This window comes from Methanocalculus pumilus (genome assembly GCF_055382585.1).
The window spans coordinates 1,302,467-1,318,092 of the sequence record NZ_AP042393.1 but is presented as its reverse complement, the minus strand read 5'-3'; the positions used below and the strand labels follow the sequence as shown (position 1 = coordinate 1,318,092).

12 protein-coding genes and 1 tRNA gene are annotated in these 15,626 nt (G+C 48.3%); 4 read left to right on the top strand and 9 right to left on the bottom strand.

Annotation, left to right across the window (positions count from 1 at the left end; all coding sequences use genetic code 11):
* The first annotated feature begins 335 nt into the window (after positions 1-335).
* The gene (locus tag ACZ44I_RS06905; protein WP_464551356.1) at positions 336-1,496 is read left to right on the top strand and encodes a tubulin/FtsZ family protein; all 1,161 of its coding nucleotides are present in this window, start codon (positions 336-338) and stop codon (positions 1,494-1,496) included.
* Positions 1,497-1,550: 54 nt separating this feature from the next.
* On the opposite strand, the gene ilvD is transcribed toward ACZ44I_RS06905, so the two are convergent.
* The 7 genes from ilvD to ACZ44I_RS06870 form a co-directional block, all read right to left on the bottom strand.
* A complete protein-coding gene (gene ilvD / locus ACZ44I_RS06900; RefSeq protein ID WP_464551358.1) occupies positions 1,551-3,194 on the bottom strand; it encodes a dihydroxy-acid dehydratase in 1,644 nt (547 codons plus the stop codon).
* Between the two features lie 124 nt (positions 3,195-3,318).
* The gene (gene cobA / locus ACZ44I_RS06895; RefSeq protein WP_464551360.1) at positions 3,319-4,086 is read right to left on the bottom strand and encodes a uroporphyrinogen-III C-methyltransferase; all 768 of its coding nucleotides are present in this window, start codon (positions 4,084-4,086) and stop codon (positions 3,319-3,321) included.
* Between the two features lie 2 nt (positions 4,087-4,088).
* Positions 4,089-4,976: a hydroxymethylbilane synthase gene (gene hemC / locus ACZ44I_RS06890; protein WP_464551362.1), complete on the bottom strand. Its 888-nt coding sequence runs from the start codon at positions 4,974-4,976 to the stop codon at positions 4,089-4,091.
* Positions 4,964-6,208, bottom strand: a complete 1,245-nt coding sequence (gene hemL / locus ACZ44I_RS06885) for a glutamate-1-semialdehyde 2,1-aminomutase (protein ID WP_464551364.1) — start codon at positions 6,206-6,208, stop codon at positions 4,964-4,966. Before hemL ends, hemC begins: the two co-directional genes overlap by 13 nt.
* Entirely contained in the window at positions 6,198-7,172 is a 975-nt protein-coding gene (gene hemB, locus ACZ44I_RS06880) for a porphobilinogen synthase (RefSeq protein ID WP_464551366.1), read from the bottom strand. The genes hemL and hemB overlap by 11 nt, the downstream gene beginning before the upstream one ends.
* Positions 7,151-8,425 (bottom strand): glutamyl-tRNA reductase, encoded by a 1,275-nt coding sequence (gene hemA / locus ACZ44I_RS06875; protein WP_464551368.1) that lies wholly within the window; start codon positions 8,423-8,425, stop codon positions 7,151-7,153. Before hemA ends, hemB begins: the two co-directional genes overlap by 22 nt.
* Complete coding sequence (locus ACZ44I_RS06870) at positions 8,418-9,044, bottom strand: precorrin-2 dehydrogenase/sirohydrochlorin ferrochelatase family protein (RefSeq protein ID WP_464551370.1); 627 nt, start codon at positions 9,042-9,044, stop codon at positions 8,418-8,420. Before ACZ44I_RS06870 ends, hemA begins: the two co-directional genes overlap by 8 nt.
* 218 nt (positions 9,045-9,262) lie before the next feature.
* On the opposite strand from ACZ44I_RS06870, the gene ACZ44I_RS06865 reads away from it, so the two are divergent.
* The 3 genes from ACZ44I_RS06865 to ACZ44I_RS06855 all read left to right on the top strand — a co-directional run bounded on the left by ACZ44I_RS06865 (position 9,263) and on the right by ACZ44I_RS06855 (position 12,619).
* Positions 9,263-9,334 (top strand) — tRNA-Gly (locus ACZ44I_RS06865).
* A gap of 328 nt (positions 9,335-9,662) precedes the next feature.
* Complete coding sequence (locus ACZ44I_RS06860; RefSeq protein WP_464551372.1) at positions 9,663-10,808, top strand: hypothetical protein; 1,146 nt, start codon at positions 9,663-9,665, stop codon at positions 10,806-10,808.
* A 317-nt stretch (positions 10,809-11,125) separates the two neighbouring features.
* Positions 11,126-12,619 (top strand): hypothetical protein, encoded by a 1,494-nt coding sequence (locus ACZ44I_RS06855; RefSeq protein ID WP_464551374.1) that lies wholly within the window; start codon positions 11,126-11,128, stop codon positions 12,617-12,619.
* Positions 12,620-12,950: 331 nt separating this feature from the next.
* Here the strand turns inward: ACZ44I_RS06855 and ACZ44I_RS06850 are convergent, their stop codons facing one another.
* Together ACZ44I_RS06850 and istB are read right to left on the bottom strand one after the other, a co-directional pair.
* Positions 12,951-14,642 (bottom strand): IS1634 family transposase, encoded by a 1,692-nt coding sequence (locus ACZ44I_RS06850; RefSeq protein WP_464551376.1) that lies wholly within the window; start codon positions 14,640-14,642, stop codon positions 12,951-12,953.
* Between the two features lie 144 nt (positions 14,643-14,786).
* A complete protein-coding gene (gene istB, locus ACZ44I_RS06845) occupies positions 14,787-15,497 on the bottom strand; it encodes an IS21-like element helper ATPase IstB (protein WP_464551378.1) in 711 nt (236 codons plus the stop codon).
* Positions 15,498-15,626: the final 129 nt, after the last annotated feature.

The window sequence follows — 15,626 nt, the reverse complement described above, 5'->3', positions numbered from 1 at the left end:
GTTTATTTTTAATAATGGGTCAAAAATATCTCTCTTCTCTTAAGCTGAATTGAAAGAGGCGAAAACGATCCTCTCAAAACACGAGATCTTTATGCGCTTTTTGCTATTGTGTTCCTCTTCATTCAAAGATCAGGCTTTCCTTTGTTTTTTCTATCTGGTACTGGTGAAACCCCGATATTCTCAATCCACTAAATGGATAGAAACGTATCTGCCTGCCGTCTGTGATTGTTTGTTCTCAGGTTTGATCCATTGTGATTTTTAGGACCATTTTCGAAAATCTCTTATATATTGCGGATACTACGATTATATTCATTTACGTGACAGGTGTCTATTTAATGCGGGTATTTTTTATTGGATTTGGGCAGGCGGGAGGAAAAATTGTCGATATGTTCCTCGCGCATGACAAAAAACTTCAGAATAGCAGTTTTCGTGGAATAGCGGTAAATTCTGCACGGACAGATCTTCTTGGCCTGCAGAATATCGATATGAAGGATCGTCTACTCATCGGTCAGACGGTGGTAAAAGGGCACGGTGTGGGGACAGATAATGTCACCGGTGCAAAGATCACAGCCGATGAAATTGATACGATCATCAATGCAATTGATACCCGGGGAACCCATGACATCGATGCGTTTATCGTTGTTGCCGGGCTTGGTGGCGGAACCGGTTCAGGTGGAACGCCCGTTCTCTGCCGGCACTTAAAACGCATCTATCGTGAACCTGTCTATGCTCTTGCCATGATCCCGGCACCAGAGGAAGGGCGTCTCTACTCATACAATGCTGCACGCAGCCTGGCGACACTTGTCAACGAAGCGGACAACACCTTTGTCTTTGATAATAGTGCGTGGAAAGAAGAGGGGGAAAGTGTCAAGAGTGCTTATGACCGGCTGAATGAGGAGCTTGTGAGGCGGTTTGGCGTGCTCTTCAGGGCAGGCGAGGTAGGCCAGTTTGGTGTTGGTGAGATGGTTGTTGACTCTTCCGAGATTATCAATACTCTCAGGGGTGGCGGGATCTCCACCATTGGGTATGCGATCTCTGATGTTATTACTAAAACCAAGCCGAAGAAAAGTCTCTTCTCAGGCTTTGGGAAGAAAGAGAAGGATGATGGTGCCCTCACCGGAGAGGATAAATCTGCCAAGATCATCGGGCTTGTCAGAAGGGCAATGCTCGGCCGCCTGACACTCCCCTGTGATTATACAACAGCAGAACGGGCACTGGTGCTTGTAGCCGGCCCCCCAAATGAGCTGGACAGGAAGGGTGTAGAAAAGTCCAAGTCCTGGGTTGAAGAGAATATTGCCGGAATTGAGGTGAGGGGTGGTGATTATCCTGTTGGATCCAATTATATCGCAGCAGTCGTCCTTCTCTCTACCATTGGAAAAGCACCCCGGATCTCTGAACTGCTTGAAGAGGCTAAAGATACGAAACAGGATGTTATCAGGTCAGCTGACCGGAAATCAAATCTCTTTGAAGATTCGATAGATCCACTCTTTGAATAAGTACTATCTCTCTTTCTAAAATTTTTACAACAATATCAGAAAAATTGGGTGGAATTATAATTGGACTGCCCCGGAATCAGCCTGTCCGACGATCCTGGCATATCGCGCAAGGACACCTTTTAATCTGCGTTCCTTTGGCCGCCACATACTGCGTCTCCGATCAAGTTCAGCATCATCAACATTCAGGTCAATCCGTTTCGCCGGAAGGTCGATTGCGATCTCGTCGCCGTCCCTGACCAGAGCAATCGGTCCTCCGACCTCTGCTTCTGGTGCGACATGGCCGATACATGGCCCTCGTGTACCTCCGGAGAATCTTCCATCTGTTATGAGAACCACCCGTTCATATCCAAGTCCCATCAATGCTGATGTTGGTGAGAGCATCTCGGGCATGCCAGGCCCGCCCTTTGGACCCTCATACCTGATGATGATTACATCCCCCTCCCTGATCTCACGGGCAAGAATGGCCTTCATTGCCATCTCTTCTCCATCAAAGACACGTGCAGGACCCTTGTGTTGCCACATCGATTCTGAGACCGCAGCATATTTGACGACCGCACCATCTGGTGCAAGCGTTCCAAAGAGGATCCTCAGACCTCCGCTTATGTGGATGGGATTATCTACAGGTTTGATGACGTTTTCATCCATTGTCAGAATTCCCTTTGCTATCTCCAAAACAGATCTGCCGGAAACGGTCATGACATCTTCAAGGTGATCGATTAAGCGGTTGAAGATTGCGGGAATTCCGCCTGCCCGGTTGAGTGCAACCATTGCATGCGGGCCGGCAGGCTGCATGTGGCAGATATGCGGGGTCCCGTCACTGATCTGATTGAATGATTCAAGATTCATGGGAATGTCCGCTTCCCTGGCAATCGCCATCAGGTGCAGAACGGTATTTGTTGATCCACCAAGCGCCATATCAACCCGGATTGCATTTCTCAGGCTCTTTTCTGTAATGATCTGCCTGGCATTTGTTCCCGATCTGACGAGATCCATGATTCTGTATCCTGTCTCATGTGCTATTCTGAGTTTATCTGATTCAACAGCAGGAATGGCAGCTGATCCTGCTAATGACATCCCCATGGCTTCAGTCATGCATGCCATTGTATTTGCAGTATACAGGCCCTGGCAGCTGCCGCATCCGGGCATCGCCGCGCACTCAAGGGTACAGAGTTCTTCTTCAGGAAATGATCCGGCAGCGACTTTTCCGACCGCCTCGAAGACATCAACAAGCGAGAGATCCTTTCCATTGAGTGTTCCAGGCATCATCGGGCCGCCGGTGAGGAGAATGGCGGGGATATCCAGACGAGCTGCTGCCATAAGCATACCGGGTACAATTTTATCACAGGTGCCTACACATACGAGTCCATCAAACCGGTGTGCCTCCACCATCAGTTCGATTGAATCAGCAATATTTTCCCGTGAGGGGAGGGAATACCGCATTCCCTTATGTCCCATTGCAATCCCGTCGCAGATCCCAATCACTCCAAACTCGAATGGAACCCCGCCACCGGCTGCAACTCCCTCACGCACTTTATTGGTGAGGTTTCTGAGATGGGTGTGACCGGGGACGATATCATTCCAGGCATTTGCAATCCCAATAAATGGGAGATCCATCTCTCTGTTGCTCAAGCCGAGGGATCTGAGAAGAGAACGATTTGGAGCCCGTGGATATCCTTTTTTTAATTCATCACTGCGCATAGATGATCAAAATACATCGTCTTCAATGATGATAAAGAGTTTCGGAGAACACGGAAAATGTAACTGGAAGCAGACACTCCCGAATCGAAGAAATTAATCCAATAGAAAGACTGGAAAATATTGGTTATTGTTGTGTATCAGACCTGCTCCACTCCCCCTCACTCCCATCACGATACAGGGAGACGACCCCTCCGATCACGATGATTGCGGGTGGCTTTACCCCGGCTTCTCTGGCTTTTTCAGAAATGTCAGAAAGAGTTCCGATTGTTACACGCTGATTGGGGCGGAAGCCCCGTTCAATAATGGCAACCGGCTTCCCGGCTGCCATTCCATGCTCGATTAGGGATCTGGTGATCATGCCCAGATTCTTCACTCCCATCAGGATTACGATGGTGCCTGGTGACCGTGCCAGCCATCCCCAGTCTATTGCCGACTCTTCTTTTGTCGGGTCCTCGTGCCCTGTCAGAAATGTAACCTGGCTTGCATGGCTTCGGTGTGTTACTGGAATCCCTGCACACCCGGGAACTGCTACGGCACTCGTAATCCCGGGAACAACCTCAACAGCGATATTATGTTCTCTCAGAACTTCCATCTCCTCTCCGCCACGGCCAAAGACAAATGGGTCGCCTCCTTTCAGCCTGACAACACGTTTGCCTTTTTGTGCCCTGTCCACCATGAGGCTCTCGATCTCTTCCTGTTTCAGGGTATGGGACCCACCGAACTTACCGCAGTTGATCTTCTCAGCTGTTTTTGGTAATGTTGCAAGGATCTCATCTCCGGGCAGTTGATCGTAGAGGATCACCTCAGCCGAATCAATCACTTCACGCGCTCGAAATGTCAATAAGCCAAGGCCGCCAGGCCCTGATCCGACAAGATATACGATTCCGGTCATGATTATTTCAACCCCAGTTTCTCTTTAGCTTCAAGAATAAGATTCATTGAGCGATCACGAAGCTCTGTACCAATCCTGCGTGCATCGTCAATCTGCCCGACATGCTCTTCCATTCGGACGTGCCTCTTTCCATCAAGTGAAAGGATCTCTGCGATCAGGGAACCGTTATAACAATAGATTCCCTGCGGAGTAAAACACCCGCCCCCGACCTCTTCCATCACTGCACGTTCGATCTCTGTGTCCATGCGTGTGGCCGGGTGATCGAGTGGCCGGATGAGATCACTCATCACCGGATCATCCCGACAAACGACTGCAATTGTCCCCTGGTTTGGAGCAGGGACAAATTGGTTTATCGGAAGTCTGATCCCATTTACATGAAGTGACATCCGGGCAAGACCTGCTTCCGCAAGCATTATTGCGTCATATTCGCCGGATTTCAGCTTTCGAATTCGTGTGTCGATATTGCCCCTGAGCTCCCTGATCGCATACTCCGGGTCATAGCGGAGAAGTTGCGCCCTCCTCCGTGTGCTGGAGGTTCCGATACAGGAGATCTCATCAAGCGGGATATTGAATGCAAGATAGTCATTTGGAGGATCGCGGGGGAGAATGGCAGCGGTAGTAATTCCATCCGGGCGGGCTGCCGGGATATCTTTCATACTATGAACCGCACAGTCAATCTCACCCCGGAGGATCGCATCATCAAGTGCCCTGACAAAAATCCCCTGCCCCCCGACCTCGTGAAGAGGGATCCCGGTCTGTGCATCGCCTTCTGTTTTGATGATGATACTCTCTGATTCAATCCCATTCTCCAGAAGGAGTTTGGAGACGATCTCCGTCTGCTTTTGAGCAAGGGCACTTGCACGGGTGCCTATCCTGATTATGGAAGGCATGAATGGTAGACTCCGGCAATTATCTCGATATCTTCGTCAGTATGTGCAAATGAGAGGAAGTTTGATTCATACTGTGCCGGAGGGAGGAAGACCCCATTCTGAAGCGCAGCCTTCCAGAACAATCCGAATGCATTTGTATCGCTCTCTTTTGCCTCTGTATAATTTGATGGCGGATCGCTTCTGAAGAAATATTTGAAGATGGATTGTGTCCTGACAAATGATCCCTCCGCAGATGAGGGAAGACTTTCTTCAATTGCACGGGTGCGCTCTTCTGCCCGATGATACTCTTCACGGTGAGCATTCAGATAGTCGATGGTTGCGATCCCGGCAGCAAGGGAGAGTGGATTGCCACTGAAAGTTCCTGCCTGGTAGACGGGGCCTGCGGGTGCGATCATCTCCATGATATTCTTTCTTCCTCCAAACGCTCCGATTGGGAGTCCGCCTCCGATGATCTTTCCCAGTGTGGTCAGGTCAGGTGTAATGCCATACTCCTCTGCGGCACCACCGATGCCAAGCCGGTATCCGGTGATTACTTCATCAAAGATAAGGAGGACATCGTGTTCCTGTGTGATTGCCCGAACATCTTTCAGGTAATTCTCTTCTGGTAGAATTGGTCCGATATTTCCCATCACCGGTTCAAGGATGAATGCGGCAATATCCTGATCTTCTGTAAGGATCCGATCAAGTACTTCAGGATTATTATACGGTACCTGCCGTGTAAATTCTGCTACACCGGCAGGAATTCCGGCAGAATCCGGAATTCCAAGTGTCGTTGCACCAGATCCTGCCTTAATAAGGACACTGTCATGGGCGCCGTGAAATCCCCCTTCAATCTTCAGAATCTTCTTCTTCCCGGTAAAACCCCTTGCCAGTCGGATTGCTGCCATTGTGGCTTCTGATCCGCTTGATACACAACGCACCATCTCAACGCCGGGTTGATCGCGGATGATCCGCTCAGCCATTTCGATCTCCTGCTCTGCGGGTGTTCCATAGAGCCAGCCGCGATCAAGCTGCTTCTGAATGGCATCTTTTATTGTATCATCTGCGTGGCCAAGGATCAGGGGACCATACCCAAGGCAGCAGTCGATGAGTTCGGTCTTGTCTGCTGTTCTGATCCGTCCGCCTTTTCCCGACTCTGTATAGAATGGGTATGGCTTGATCGCCCTGACCGGGCTGCTCACCCCTCCCGGGAGGAGCTTTTCTGCTTTGTTAAATAGTGCTTCACTTCTCATCTAACCACCTCGCCGCATCTTCTGCAAAATATGTTATGATCACATCTGCCCCCGCCCTCTTGATGCAGGTCAGGGATTCAAGTACAACCTTTCTCTCATCAACCCATCCATTCATAGCGGCTGCTTTTATCATTGCATACTCGCCGCTCACCTGATATGCCGCAACCGTGAGGCCAAGAGATCGTATCTCTTTGAGGATGTCAAGATACAACCCGGCAGGCTTGACCATCAGCATATCCGCCCCTTCCTCAGCATCTATTCTGGATTCCCTGAGTGCCTCCCGTGCATTTGCCGGATCCATCTGATAGGTGGATCGGTCACCGCAGGTGTAACAGGAGTCAGCGGCTTCACGGAATGGTCCATAGAGGGCACTGGAAAACTTTGTCGAATAGGAGAGGATGGGGATTCCAAAGAACCCTTCTGCATCGAGTGCTTCTCTGATTACTTTCACCTGGCCGTCAAGCATGCACGAGGGTGCAACCACATCTGTCCCCGCCTCTGCATGGCTGATCGCAATTTTTGCCATCAATGCAAGCGATCGGTCATTATCGAGATCCAAACAATCATCTGTCAGAATCCCGCAGTGACCATGATCGGTGTACTCGCATGCGCAGACATCGGTGATGATCATCATATCAGGAACCTGGGACCGAATTGATCTCACCGTCTTCTGTATCACTCCAGCCTCATCATATGCTGATGAACCGATGGAATCTTTTGTTTTTGGAATCCCAAAGAGGAGCACACCTCTGATTCCCGTATCGTACAGGCGCCGGACGACATCCGCGATGCCATCAGGAGGGAAGCGGAACTGGCCGGGCATTGAGCTAATCGGAGAGGGCTCACGGAGCGTTTCATCTATAAAAAGCGGTGCAATGAGATCGGTGGTCAACACCTGTGTCTCCCTCACCAATGGCTGGATTCGGCGTTTTCTCAGTCTTCTTAATCGTGTTTCCGGAAACATATCTTCTCACCTTTTGTTATTGCATCAACGATCATCCCTGCAGTATCCAGATCGCATTGTTCTGCACTTACCCTGATTGCCATTGTAGCATCGGCAAGTATCTTACCAGTCAGCACACGTGTGAGATCATCAATGATCTGAATTGTTTTTTGATCTGCCGGACCAAGCCGGTTAATTGCTTTGTCCCGTTCCCTGATCCTGATTGCTTCAGCCCAGGTATGGAGGGTGGCGATGGTGTCGTTTGCAGCTGCCCGGTTGATCCTCTGGATGAATGTTCCAATTTCTGCTTCTATGAGTGAACGGATTGTATCTGCTTCGCTCTGCCGTGCAGCAAGGTTCTCTTCTGATATTGACCTGAGATCGTCGATTGTATAGAGATGGACTCCGGGGATCTCCCGTATTGAATCCTCGGTATCACGGGGTTGGGCGATGTCAATGACGACCAGAGGCTTTGGTCCGGTATCAAGGGGCCAGGTTCTCCCCTGCATTGCTTTTTCAAGTTCGTCGTGCCGTATTACCGGGTGGGGTGCTGCTGTACAGGAGATGACCACATCAGAGAGCAGGATGAATGGAAAGAGATCCCTGAAGGTGACTGCTTTCCCACCGATCTCTTCAGCCAGTTCAACCGCCCTCTCATATGTCCGGTTTGTTACATAAATCGCTGTTAAGTCCTTCTCCTGAAGGGCTTTTGTAACGAGCCTGCCCATCTCACCGGTACCAACAACGAGGATATGCCGTTTCTTCAATGTGCCCAGAAGATCTTCTGCAAGCCGGACAGCAGCTGATCCGATCGAGACCGATCCACGGTTGATCATCGTCTTCTGTCTGACCGTCACACCGAAATGGATCGCCGTATTGATGCAGATATCAATGATCTGGCTGTTACCCCCATATTCGGTTGAAGTGAGGAGAGCCTGGCGCATCTGACCAAGGATCTGGTCTTCACCGATTATCATGGAATTGATTCCAGCGGCAAGTCCGAGGAGGTGTCGGAGGGCACCAAGGCCGTGATGGATGGTAAAATGGTTTCTTCCGATACTCTGCATAAAACGGGCGAGATCGTCAGGATCTCCCTGCACAAGTACCTCTACACGGTTACATGTCTGGAGGAGGAGGACACCTTTATATCGGGAGCGTGCCTGGCGGATAAAATCCTCTTCATCAGAAAATCTGAATGATTCAAGTTCACTCTGGCCTGCTGTATGGTGATCAAGCCCTGCAATAGCGATTGGAACCAGGAGCCCTTCATTCATGGCAGTACCTCAATATCGCTATTTCAATTGTTCTCTCTCTGTCTTCAAGCAGCCCTTTCCGTATTACCGGATCCTGGATTGCTGCTGTCAGCCGCCTGGCTCTTTCTCCCTGTGTCAGATCCATTCTTTTCAGGGCATCACGGAGTATGTGCTGGAGATCGATCATTGCATCAATTTCAGGTGTTATCTCTTCGAAATGTTCCCTCAGATGCCTGCTGACTGCCGGGCTTTCGCCACCGGTTGAGAATCCGGCTATCAGATGACGGCCACGGACGATTGAAGGAATGATCACATCTCCCATATCTCCATCTGCGTTGTTGAAGAGGACTCCTGCCCGGGCAGCCAGCATTCCGATGCGGTTATTCTCTTCTCTCTCTGAGAGTGCAGCAATAACAAGAAATGCATCTTCAATATAGGTGAAAAGCTCCTCGTTGCTCATAGCCCCTGTATCGGCTATTATCCGCCTCACCGGAAGTTGGGAAAGAGCATCCGTGAAGCTTCTGCTGATAATGGTGAGATCTGCTTCATCCAGAAAATAACGTGCTTTTCTGGCAGATACCGAACCTCCGCCAAAGATGACGACTTTTTTGTTGCTGAAGTCGATGATCAGGGGGATCATTTCTTCAAGGTTAGTGGTGCTTTCCTATTAAGATGACGATATTTCAGAGACGATGTTATTTGTTACATTCAATCGTCTGATCTCTCTGATTGCATGGTCGTCGGATCGATCCTGTCATTCGTCAGGTCTGTGAATAACCACCAATCGATGAAAGATCGATATGAATAAATACGGACAATTCCTATAAAGTAAGGTCGCAGGGCAGAGATGTCCGGAGTGCGCCGATAGTGTAGTGGTTATCACTAGGCGTTGCCAACGCCTAAACCCGGGTTCGAGTCCCGGTCGGCGCATCTCTTTTGTATTCGTTTCTTCTGGTACTGTCAGGTATGTTCTGCCAGAGGGATCCTGATACTATACCGCATACTCCGGCCCGGGCTCATCATCATCGCTGGCAGATTTTGCATGTGAGAAACGTTTTTATTGATTACCGTCAGATAAAATGTTATCAGTTCCTGGGATCAGATCCCGGAATGAAGATCCACGGATCTTGAAAACGATGAGTAGGTCTGTTTTTCGCTAAAAAAAGACATACCTATCCAGTACAGATACTATGAAAAAGATGCATTCAATGCTTCCTCTATGATATCCAGCCGTCAATTTCTGGTCCTGGTGAGTTGTGTGCTCATCAGCTGCATTATCCTGCCTCAAGGGTTGGCCGCCTCAACCGATCAGCAGTCATCGTCCACACCAGAGCATCTGGCATCTGAGAACTCCGTTGATGAAGATGGATTTCCCCCTGAACCAGATGAGATGGAAGAGGATGAACCATTTGATCTGATGAATTTTCTGAATACATATTTTGGAAAGTCTGAAAGGAATAATCTGACAGGGTCTGATGCTCTGAACCAGACAGAGAATACATCCGTTATTATCTCTCCAACTGATGATGAGATCTTCTTAAGGATACTTGGCAATGAATCCTTTACATTAAACCTTCTCTCCCTTCAGTGTATTATTGCACTCGATCAAAACGATCAGACCAACCTCCGGAGTACTGCAGAAAGGCTTCATAATCTCGCCCTTGATCTTCAGGAACAGGTTGAACCGCTTGATGTCGAGGATCATCACCTCGGGAGAAAACAGGTCTTTCTGGAATCAATGGAGACTTTTATAGAGGTCACCCGGACTCTCAAAGATGGATCACCAGAATTTTTTGCCGAACGGAGAGTTGCATATGCTTCCCTTACAAATGCAGTCGAGTTATTGGATAATGCAGTCCGGAACATCAACTGCATGAAGGTATCAGAGATACCGGATACGATGGCTCTTCATTCGGCTCAGGAGGTTCCCTGGCCGGATGATATCCGACAGGCAGGCATGCCGTTTGTCTATTACGATAGCACCAGGAGCAATGAGATATCTCTCTCCCCTCAATATGCCCGTAACATTCAGAAATTCTATTATGAGGAGAAAACCGGCCTTGAAACAAAAACACGGCACATAAATGCCCCTGAAGGGAGTTCGTATATGCAGGTATATTTAATAATATCCCATCGCGGCAACCTGGATGGGAAGAAGTATACAATCCAGACACCTCCACTCTCCGCATTCACCCTTTATGGTCCTGAAGGATCATATAAGCCGATCACCACAGAGAGATTCACCTCGCTTGGAGAGATGTACACGCAGAAGTCACTTGACCGCCGCGAATCCAGCCAGAGTTCACTTCTCTTTGAGGTGCCCGACACCCTCACCACCGATACGGTCTATCTCTCTGTTAATCTCGGATCAACCGATGGCACCATCTCATGGAATTTCGAGTGATCTCTCACACTCCTTTTCAACCATTTTTGCCCCCACTGTGGATGATTGCGACGATCAGATGAGGGAAAATCCGGTTTGGGATCTTCCGTCTTCCGGGAGGTCTCATCATACATTTTATCTGAGTACAGGGTGATCATTACTATACGAAGAATCCAGTGACTGATCACGTGTCGGTATGAGTACCTCAACTGCGCTTTACCGGGCTGATGATCGGTGATAGGAAGCAGCACTGTATGGGAGGTGAATGGGAGCCCCCCCTAGTCCATTACAGTCTTATAATATATACTGGAAATTCCAAGGTGGTGTTGACCCGGATTATGCTATCATGTGGGGATGTGGTAAAGCACCATTACTATGGTGTTGGCAGGATCATTGGAGAACGATACAAAGGATATCAGAAACAAGTTAAATTCAGGAACGGTGAATGCATCTGGATAAATAATGGAGCACTTATTTTACTTGATCCAGATGACCCTGCCAATCTGGATCTCGCTTCTTTCACAACAGATATTCTCCCGGGAACCGGTGATGAGAGAGAGCAACAAGAAGAGATTCCTGTTCCTGAATCGATAGTGCCACCGGATGAGTCAGAAAAGAGGAAAGACAGGTCATCTGAACTCTCAACAGATAGAGCGAAGCTTGGATCGGAGAATGCTCCGAAAAAACCGATCAAAGAAGCCTACCTCAATGCGGTTATGATCCTCATCGCAACACTCTTTCTCACAGCAATTATTTTTTCAACTGCTCCTCCAATGGAGACAGAGGCTAATCCTGCATCTCCTCCATCATCTATCGCTTCTGCAGAATCAGAAACTCCTCCGGCATTTGCCGCGCTCTCGAAATATTTTGGAACAACAGTTCTTGTTGTGAATACCACCCCGGAACTCCCGCTGGATCCGGAACCTGAAGCGATCGTCCCAGCCATAGAGTACGATGATGAGCGGTTCCTTGATACCATCAAAAGAGAGGCTATACCGCTGACAATCATCACAATGCAGATGATTATTGCAATAGATCAGTCAAACACCAATATTTTCAACACGAATTTGGATGCTCTCCACACCCTTGCCCAGCAGAGCTTCAATGAGGTTGAGGCGATGTATGTATCTCCAGATGAAAGCGACAGAAAACGCGATTATCAGCATGCAATGATGCAGTTCATGAAAGCCGCCACCTATCTCCAGCGTGGGCTTCCTGCTTCAGAGAATGAACGGCGGGAGGCTCTCGGTATTCTGGCATCAGGAACAGAATATCTGGATTCTGCGCTGAAGGATATACCGATTGAACCCGGAGAGGTAGATGAGAGGAGCCTCTATACCTTCCAGCTCTCACAGCTTGCTCAACCGGCAAAACCAGATGATCTCCTCCCAAAGAAAACTCCCTTCATCTATATGGATGCAACACGGAGTAACGAGATATCCATCTATCCGGAATATGGACGGGTGCTCACCACCTTCTGGTATGAGACAGATGGTGGAACGGTGTACGTCACCGCACCATCTGGTCGAAAATATATTGCTGTATTCATCAAAGTCACTCACCGGGGCAATATGGATGGGCGGAGATACACCATCCAGACTCCGCCAATCTCGTCATTTACACTTCATGGCGGGGGCGATACCTTCAAACCTATCCAGACGAGCGCCCATACATCGTTTGGTCAGATGTATAGGCAACAGACGCTCAATAGAAAAGAATTGGCCCAGGGTACTCTGATATTTGAAGTTCCACAGACCTTGCAGCTCAAAGATATCTATCTCACAATTAATCTCGGATCTGTCTGGGGCAGCCCCTTATGGGATCTGGAGTGATCCGGATTCGGTGTAAATGGAAGCCGGGGAGTAAAGAGGGGCAGTTGGTTCCGGCCCGATATCTTTAAAAAAGGTAGTGTGAAATAGCTGATTTCAGCTTATCTTCCTTCATTTTTGTTTTTGAGTAAGTGGTCAGTCACCTGAAGCACTGTCCACACCATTCTTTTATTGACCTTAATTTTATCACCATATTCCTCAGATCACCTCATACTCCATGAAAATGTATTGGCCGATCCAAATTGATCCCCTAACGCCGATCCGAACTGATCCCCCCTTTAAATACTCACTCTTGGATAATCATATTTAACCTGAATTACGGAGTTTATGTACACTACTCCTTCAGAAACCTTCGAGTCGCAAAGAGATCGTTCATACCAAGTGCTACCACCTGTTCACTGAGATCCTTCATCACATTCACATAGAACACCTCATACTCTTTCCCAAAATCCACCTCTAATTTCTCGACCCTTCCAAGTTTTCTGAGAAATTGAGTTGCTGATAACGTCACATATCGAGAATTCGATGAATTGATCTTCCAACGAAGGGCAGCCAGTAATCGGTACGCCAATGTGCAGACAAAAAATATGGCCCTGACCCGCGACTCCAATCTGTGGCGGATTGGTTTTAACTCCTCATCTGTCTTGACTGTCCTGAAAACCTTCTCGATGAAGTCTTTTTCAAGATACATCCTGACAATCTCCTGAGCGGTAAACGTCTCATCTGTTGCATACAACAGAAATTTTCCATCCATCGCTTTAGCATCATCAACTCTTTTCTGATTAAGCGACCAGGAGAAGGATATCTGGTTTTCATCTTCCGGGTACTGTATCGTAAAAAAGCTGCTCCAGCCATTGACAATCGCTTTTATCGCACTCGCCAGATCTCTTTGCGATTTGAACGATCGTTTGCCCCTCAGCTGATCTAACTCATGTGAAATCTCATAGATTGCTTTGTTTCTCCGAATAAGCGATTTGGCCGCTTTTGTGACGTTTTTATAGATGACCACTTTCCGTTCCTGGCCATAGAACGGAGCCACAGCCGTACATGCATACAACTCTCCGGTCTTCTTGCAGGGAACCAAAGACTCGGGATCTTCCGGAACCTCGGTTGCCATAATGATGCTTTTCACTTCATTTGAGATCTTTGGGACACCGCACACAACCTTCCATCCCATTTTCTCCAATGCGACAACCGTTTTTTTCGAGGTATTCCCTCTATCCCAGATAATAGTTCCATTATGTATTGCAAAGTCGGACAGCCGGGGAATAACGTGCTGCATAGTGGTCATCGAAGAGTGATTTCCGGGATGAACCATATGAGCCAGTGGCTGAGAATCGTATTTGGAAACCAAAAGAGAGAGGTTGAACTGTCGGTGTCGCCAGTCCTCAGCACTATGTCCTTTTTCAGCAAGAGGGCAGCTGGCTCCATAGGTGAGGGTCGATGTCATATCATATGCAAGAAACTCTGATTCTCCATTTGGTATTGGGTGAAGATCTCTCCATTTCGCATACAATGACTCATCAATTGCCGGAGTATTGTTGACGAGATGGCCTGTTGCCGGATCCTCAGAGCAGATACAATCAAGAGCCGCATAAAACGCATCTCTATCACTTCCTTTTGGTGATAACTGTGCCAGTTCAGGGAGTGATGTGCTCGCAATCCATTCTTCAAGATTGGTTGTACTTTCAGGATCCAGCGCCCGGTTAATCGCCCACAATGTCAGAAGTTTCCCCGGACTATTGGTTTTTCTCCGTCCTTTACGGCCGCATATCCGGTCAATAATCTCGGGCATCATCATCTCACTGGCAATTGACCAGAGAACGGTCACATCACCTGCCCGAACGGATCGTTCAGGTGGTTTCCAGTCTATCATGGTTTTCTTTGGGAGAGGTACCTTCTCCTGGTCACCTTCGATCCCCAGGTATCTGACAAACTCACTCCGGACCTTCTTCCCTTCTCTGACACTCCGGTATTCACACAGGTATACTTTGTCCCCCTTTTTCATACGCCGAATCCAGGTCATTGTAGTGTTATATAAACACTACACTACAATAAAGCTTTCGATACATTTCATGGCACGATCAGAAAATGGGCGAAAATATGATGGAAATTAACAGGATGATAAATGGTGTAGTGTACCCGATCTCCTTAACTCAAGATTTAATGATTATGCTTTTTTCTCTCTTCGGTAACTCTTCCCGTTCATGTTCAGGATAATCGCGTTCTGAGTGATCCGATCCAAAATCGCACCGGTCAGTGCCGGATCATGAAACACTTTCACCCACTCGGAAAAACTGAGATTCGAGGTGATGATCGTTGACATCGTTTCATATCGAGTTGCAAGCAGCTGAAACAACAGTTCTGCAGCAGCAAGATCAAAACTCACATACCCAAGTTCATCCAGAATCAGCAGATCAATCTTCTTGAACTGGCGGAGATAGAGTGTCAACCGGTTCTCATGCCGTGCCTCGATCATCTCGTTGATCAGTCCTGCAGCGGTCCGAAAGAGCACACGATACCCGGCTTCACAGGCCAGAACACCTGTACTGATCGCCATATGCGTCTTGCCAGTCCCGGCATTTCCAATGAGGATCACGTTCCTTCTCTCGGGGATGAAACCAAGATTCCTCAATCCAGGCACCGCATGTTTCCCATCCTCGGGAAGGTGCTCTCCAACCAGATCCTCAAATCTCTTCATCGTTGGAAATCCTGCCTGCCTCAGAGCACGCATCTGGCGATTCACCTTTCGTTTCTCCTGTTCAGCCTCGAGTGCCGAGATAAATATCTCCTCAATATCAGGTCTGTCAGGATAATTCTCCAGGATATACGAATGAACGCCACCAATACGGAGCTCTTTGCAGAGGAAATCGAGATTCATTCTCTCCGCCTCCTGAGGAGGTCGTCATAGGTATCCAGATCTGGTTTGGGTACAGCCTAAGTTTGCCACTTTGGGTTCAGCCACCCAATGAGAGCATCCACTACTGCGATCTATTTTTTCCAGAATTTC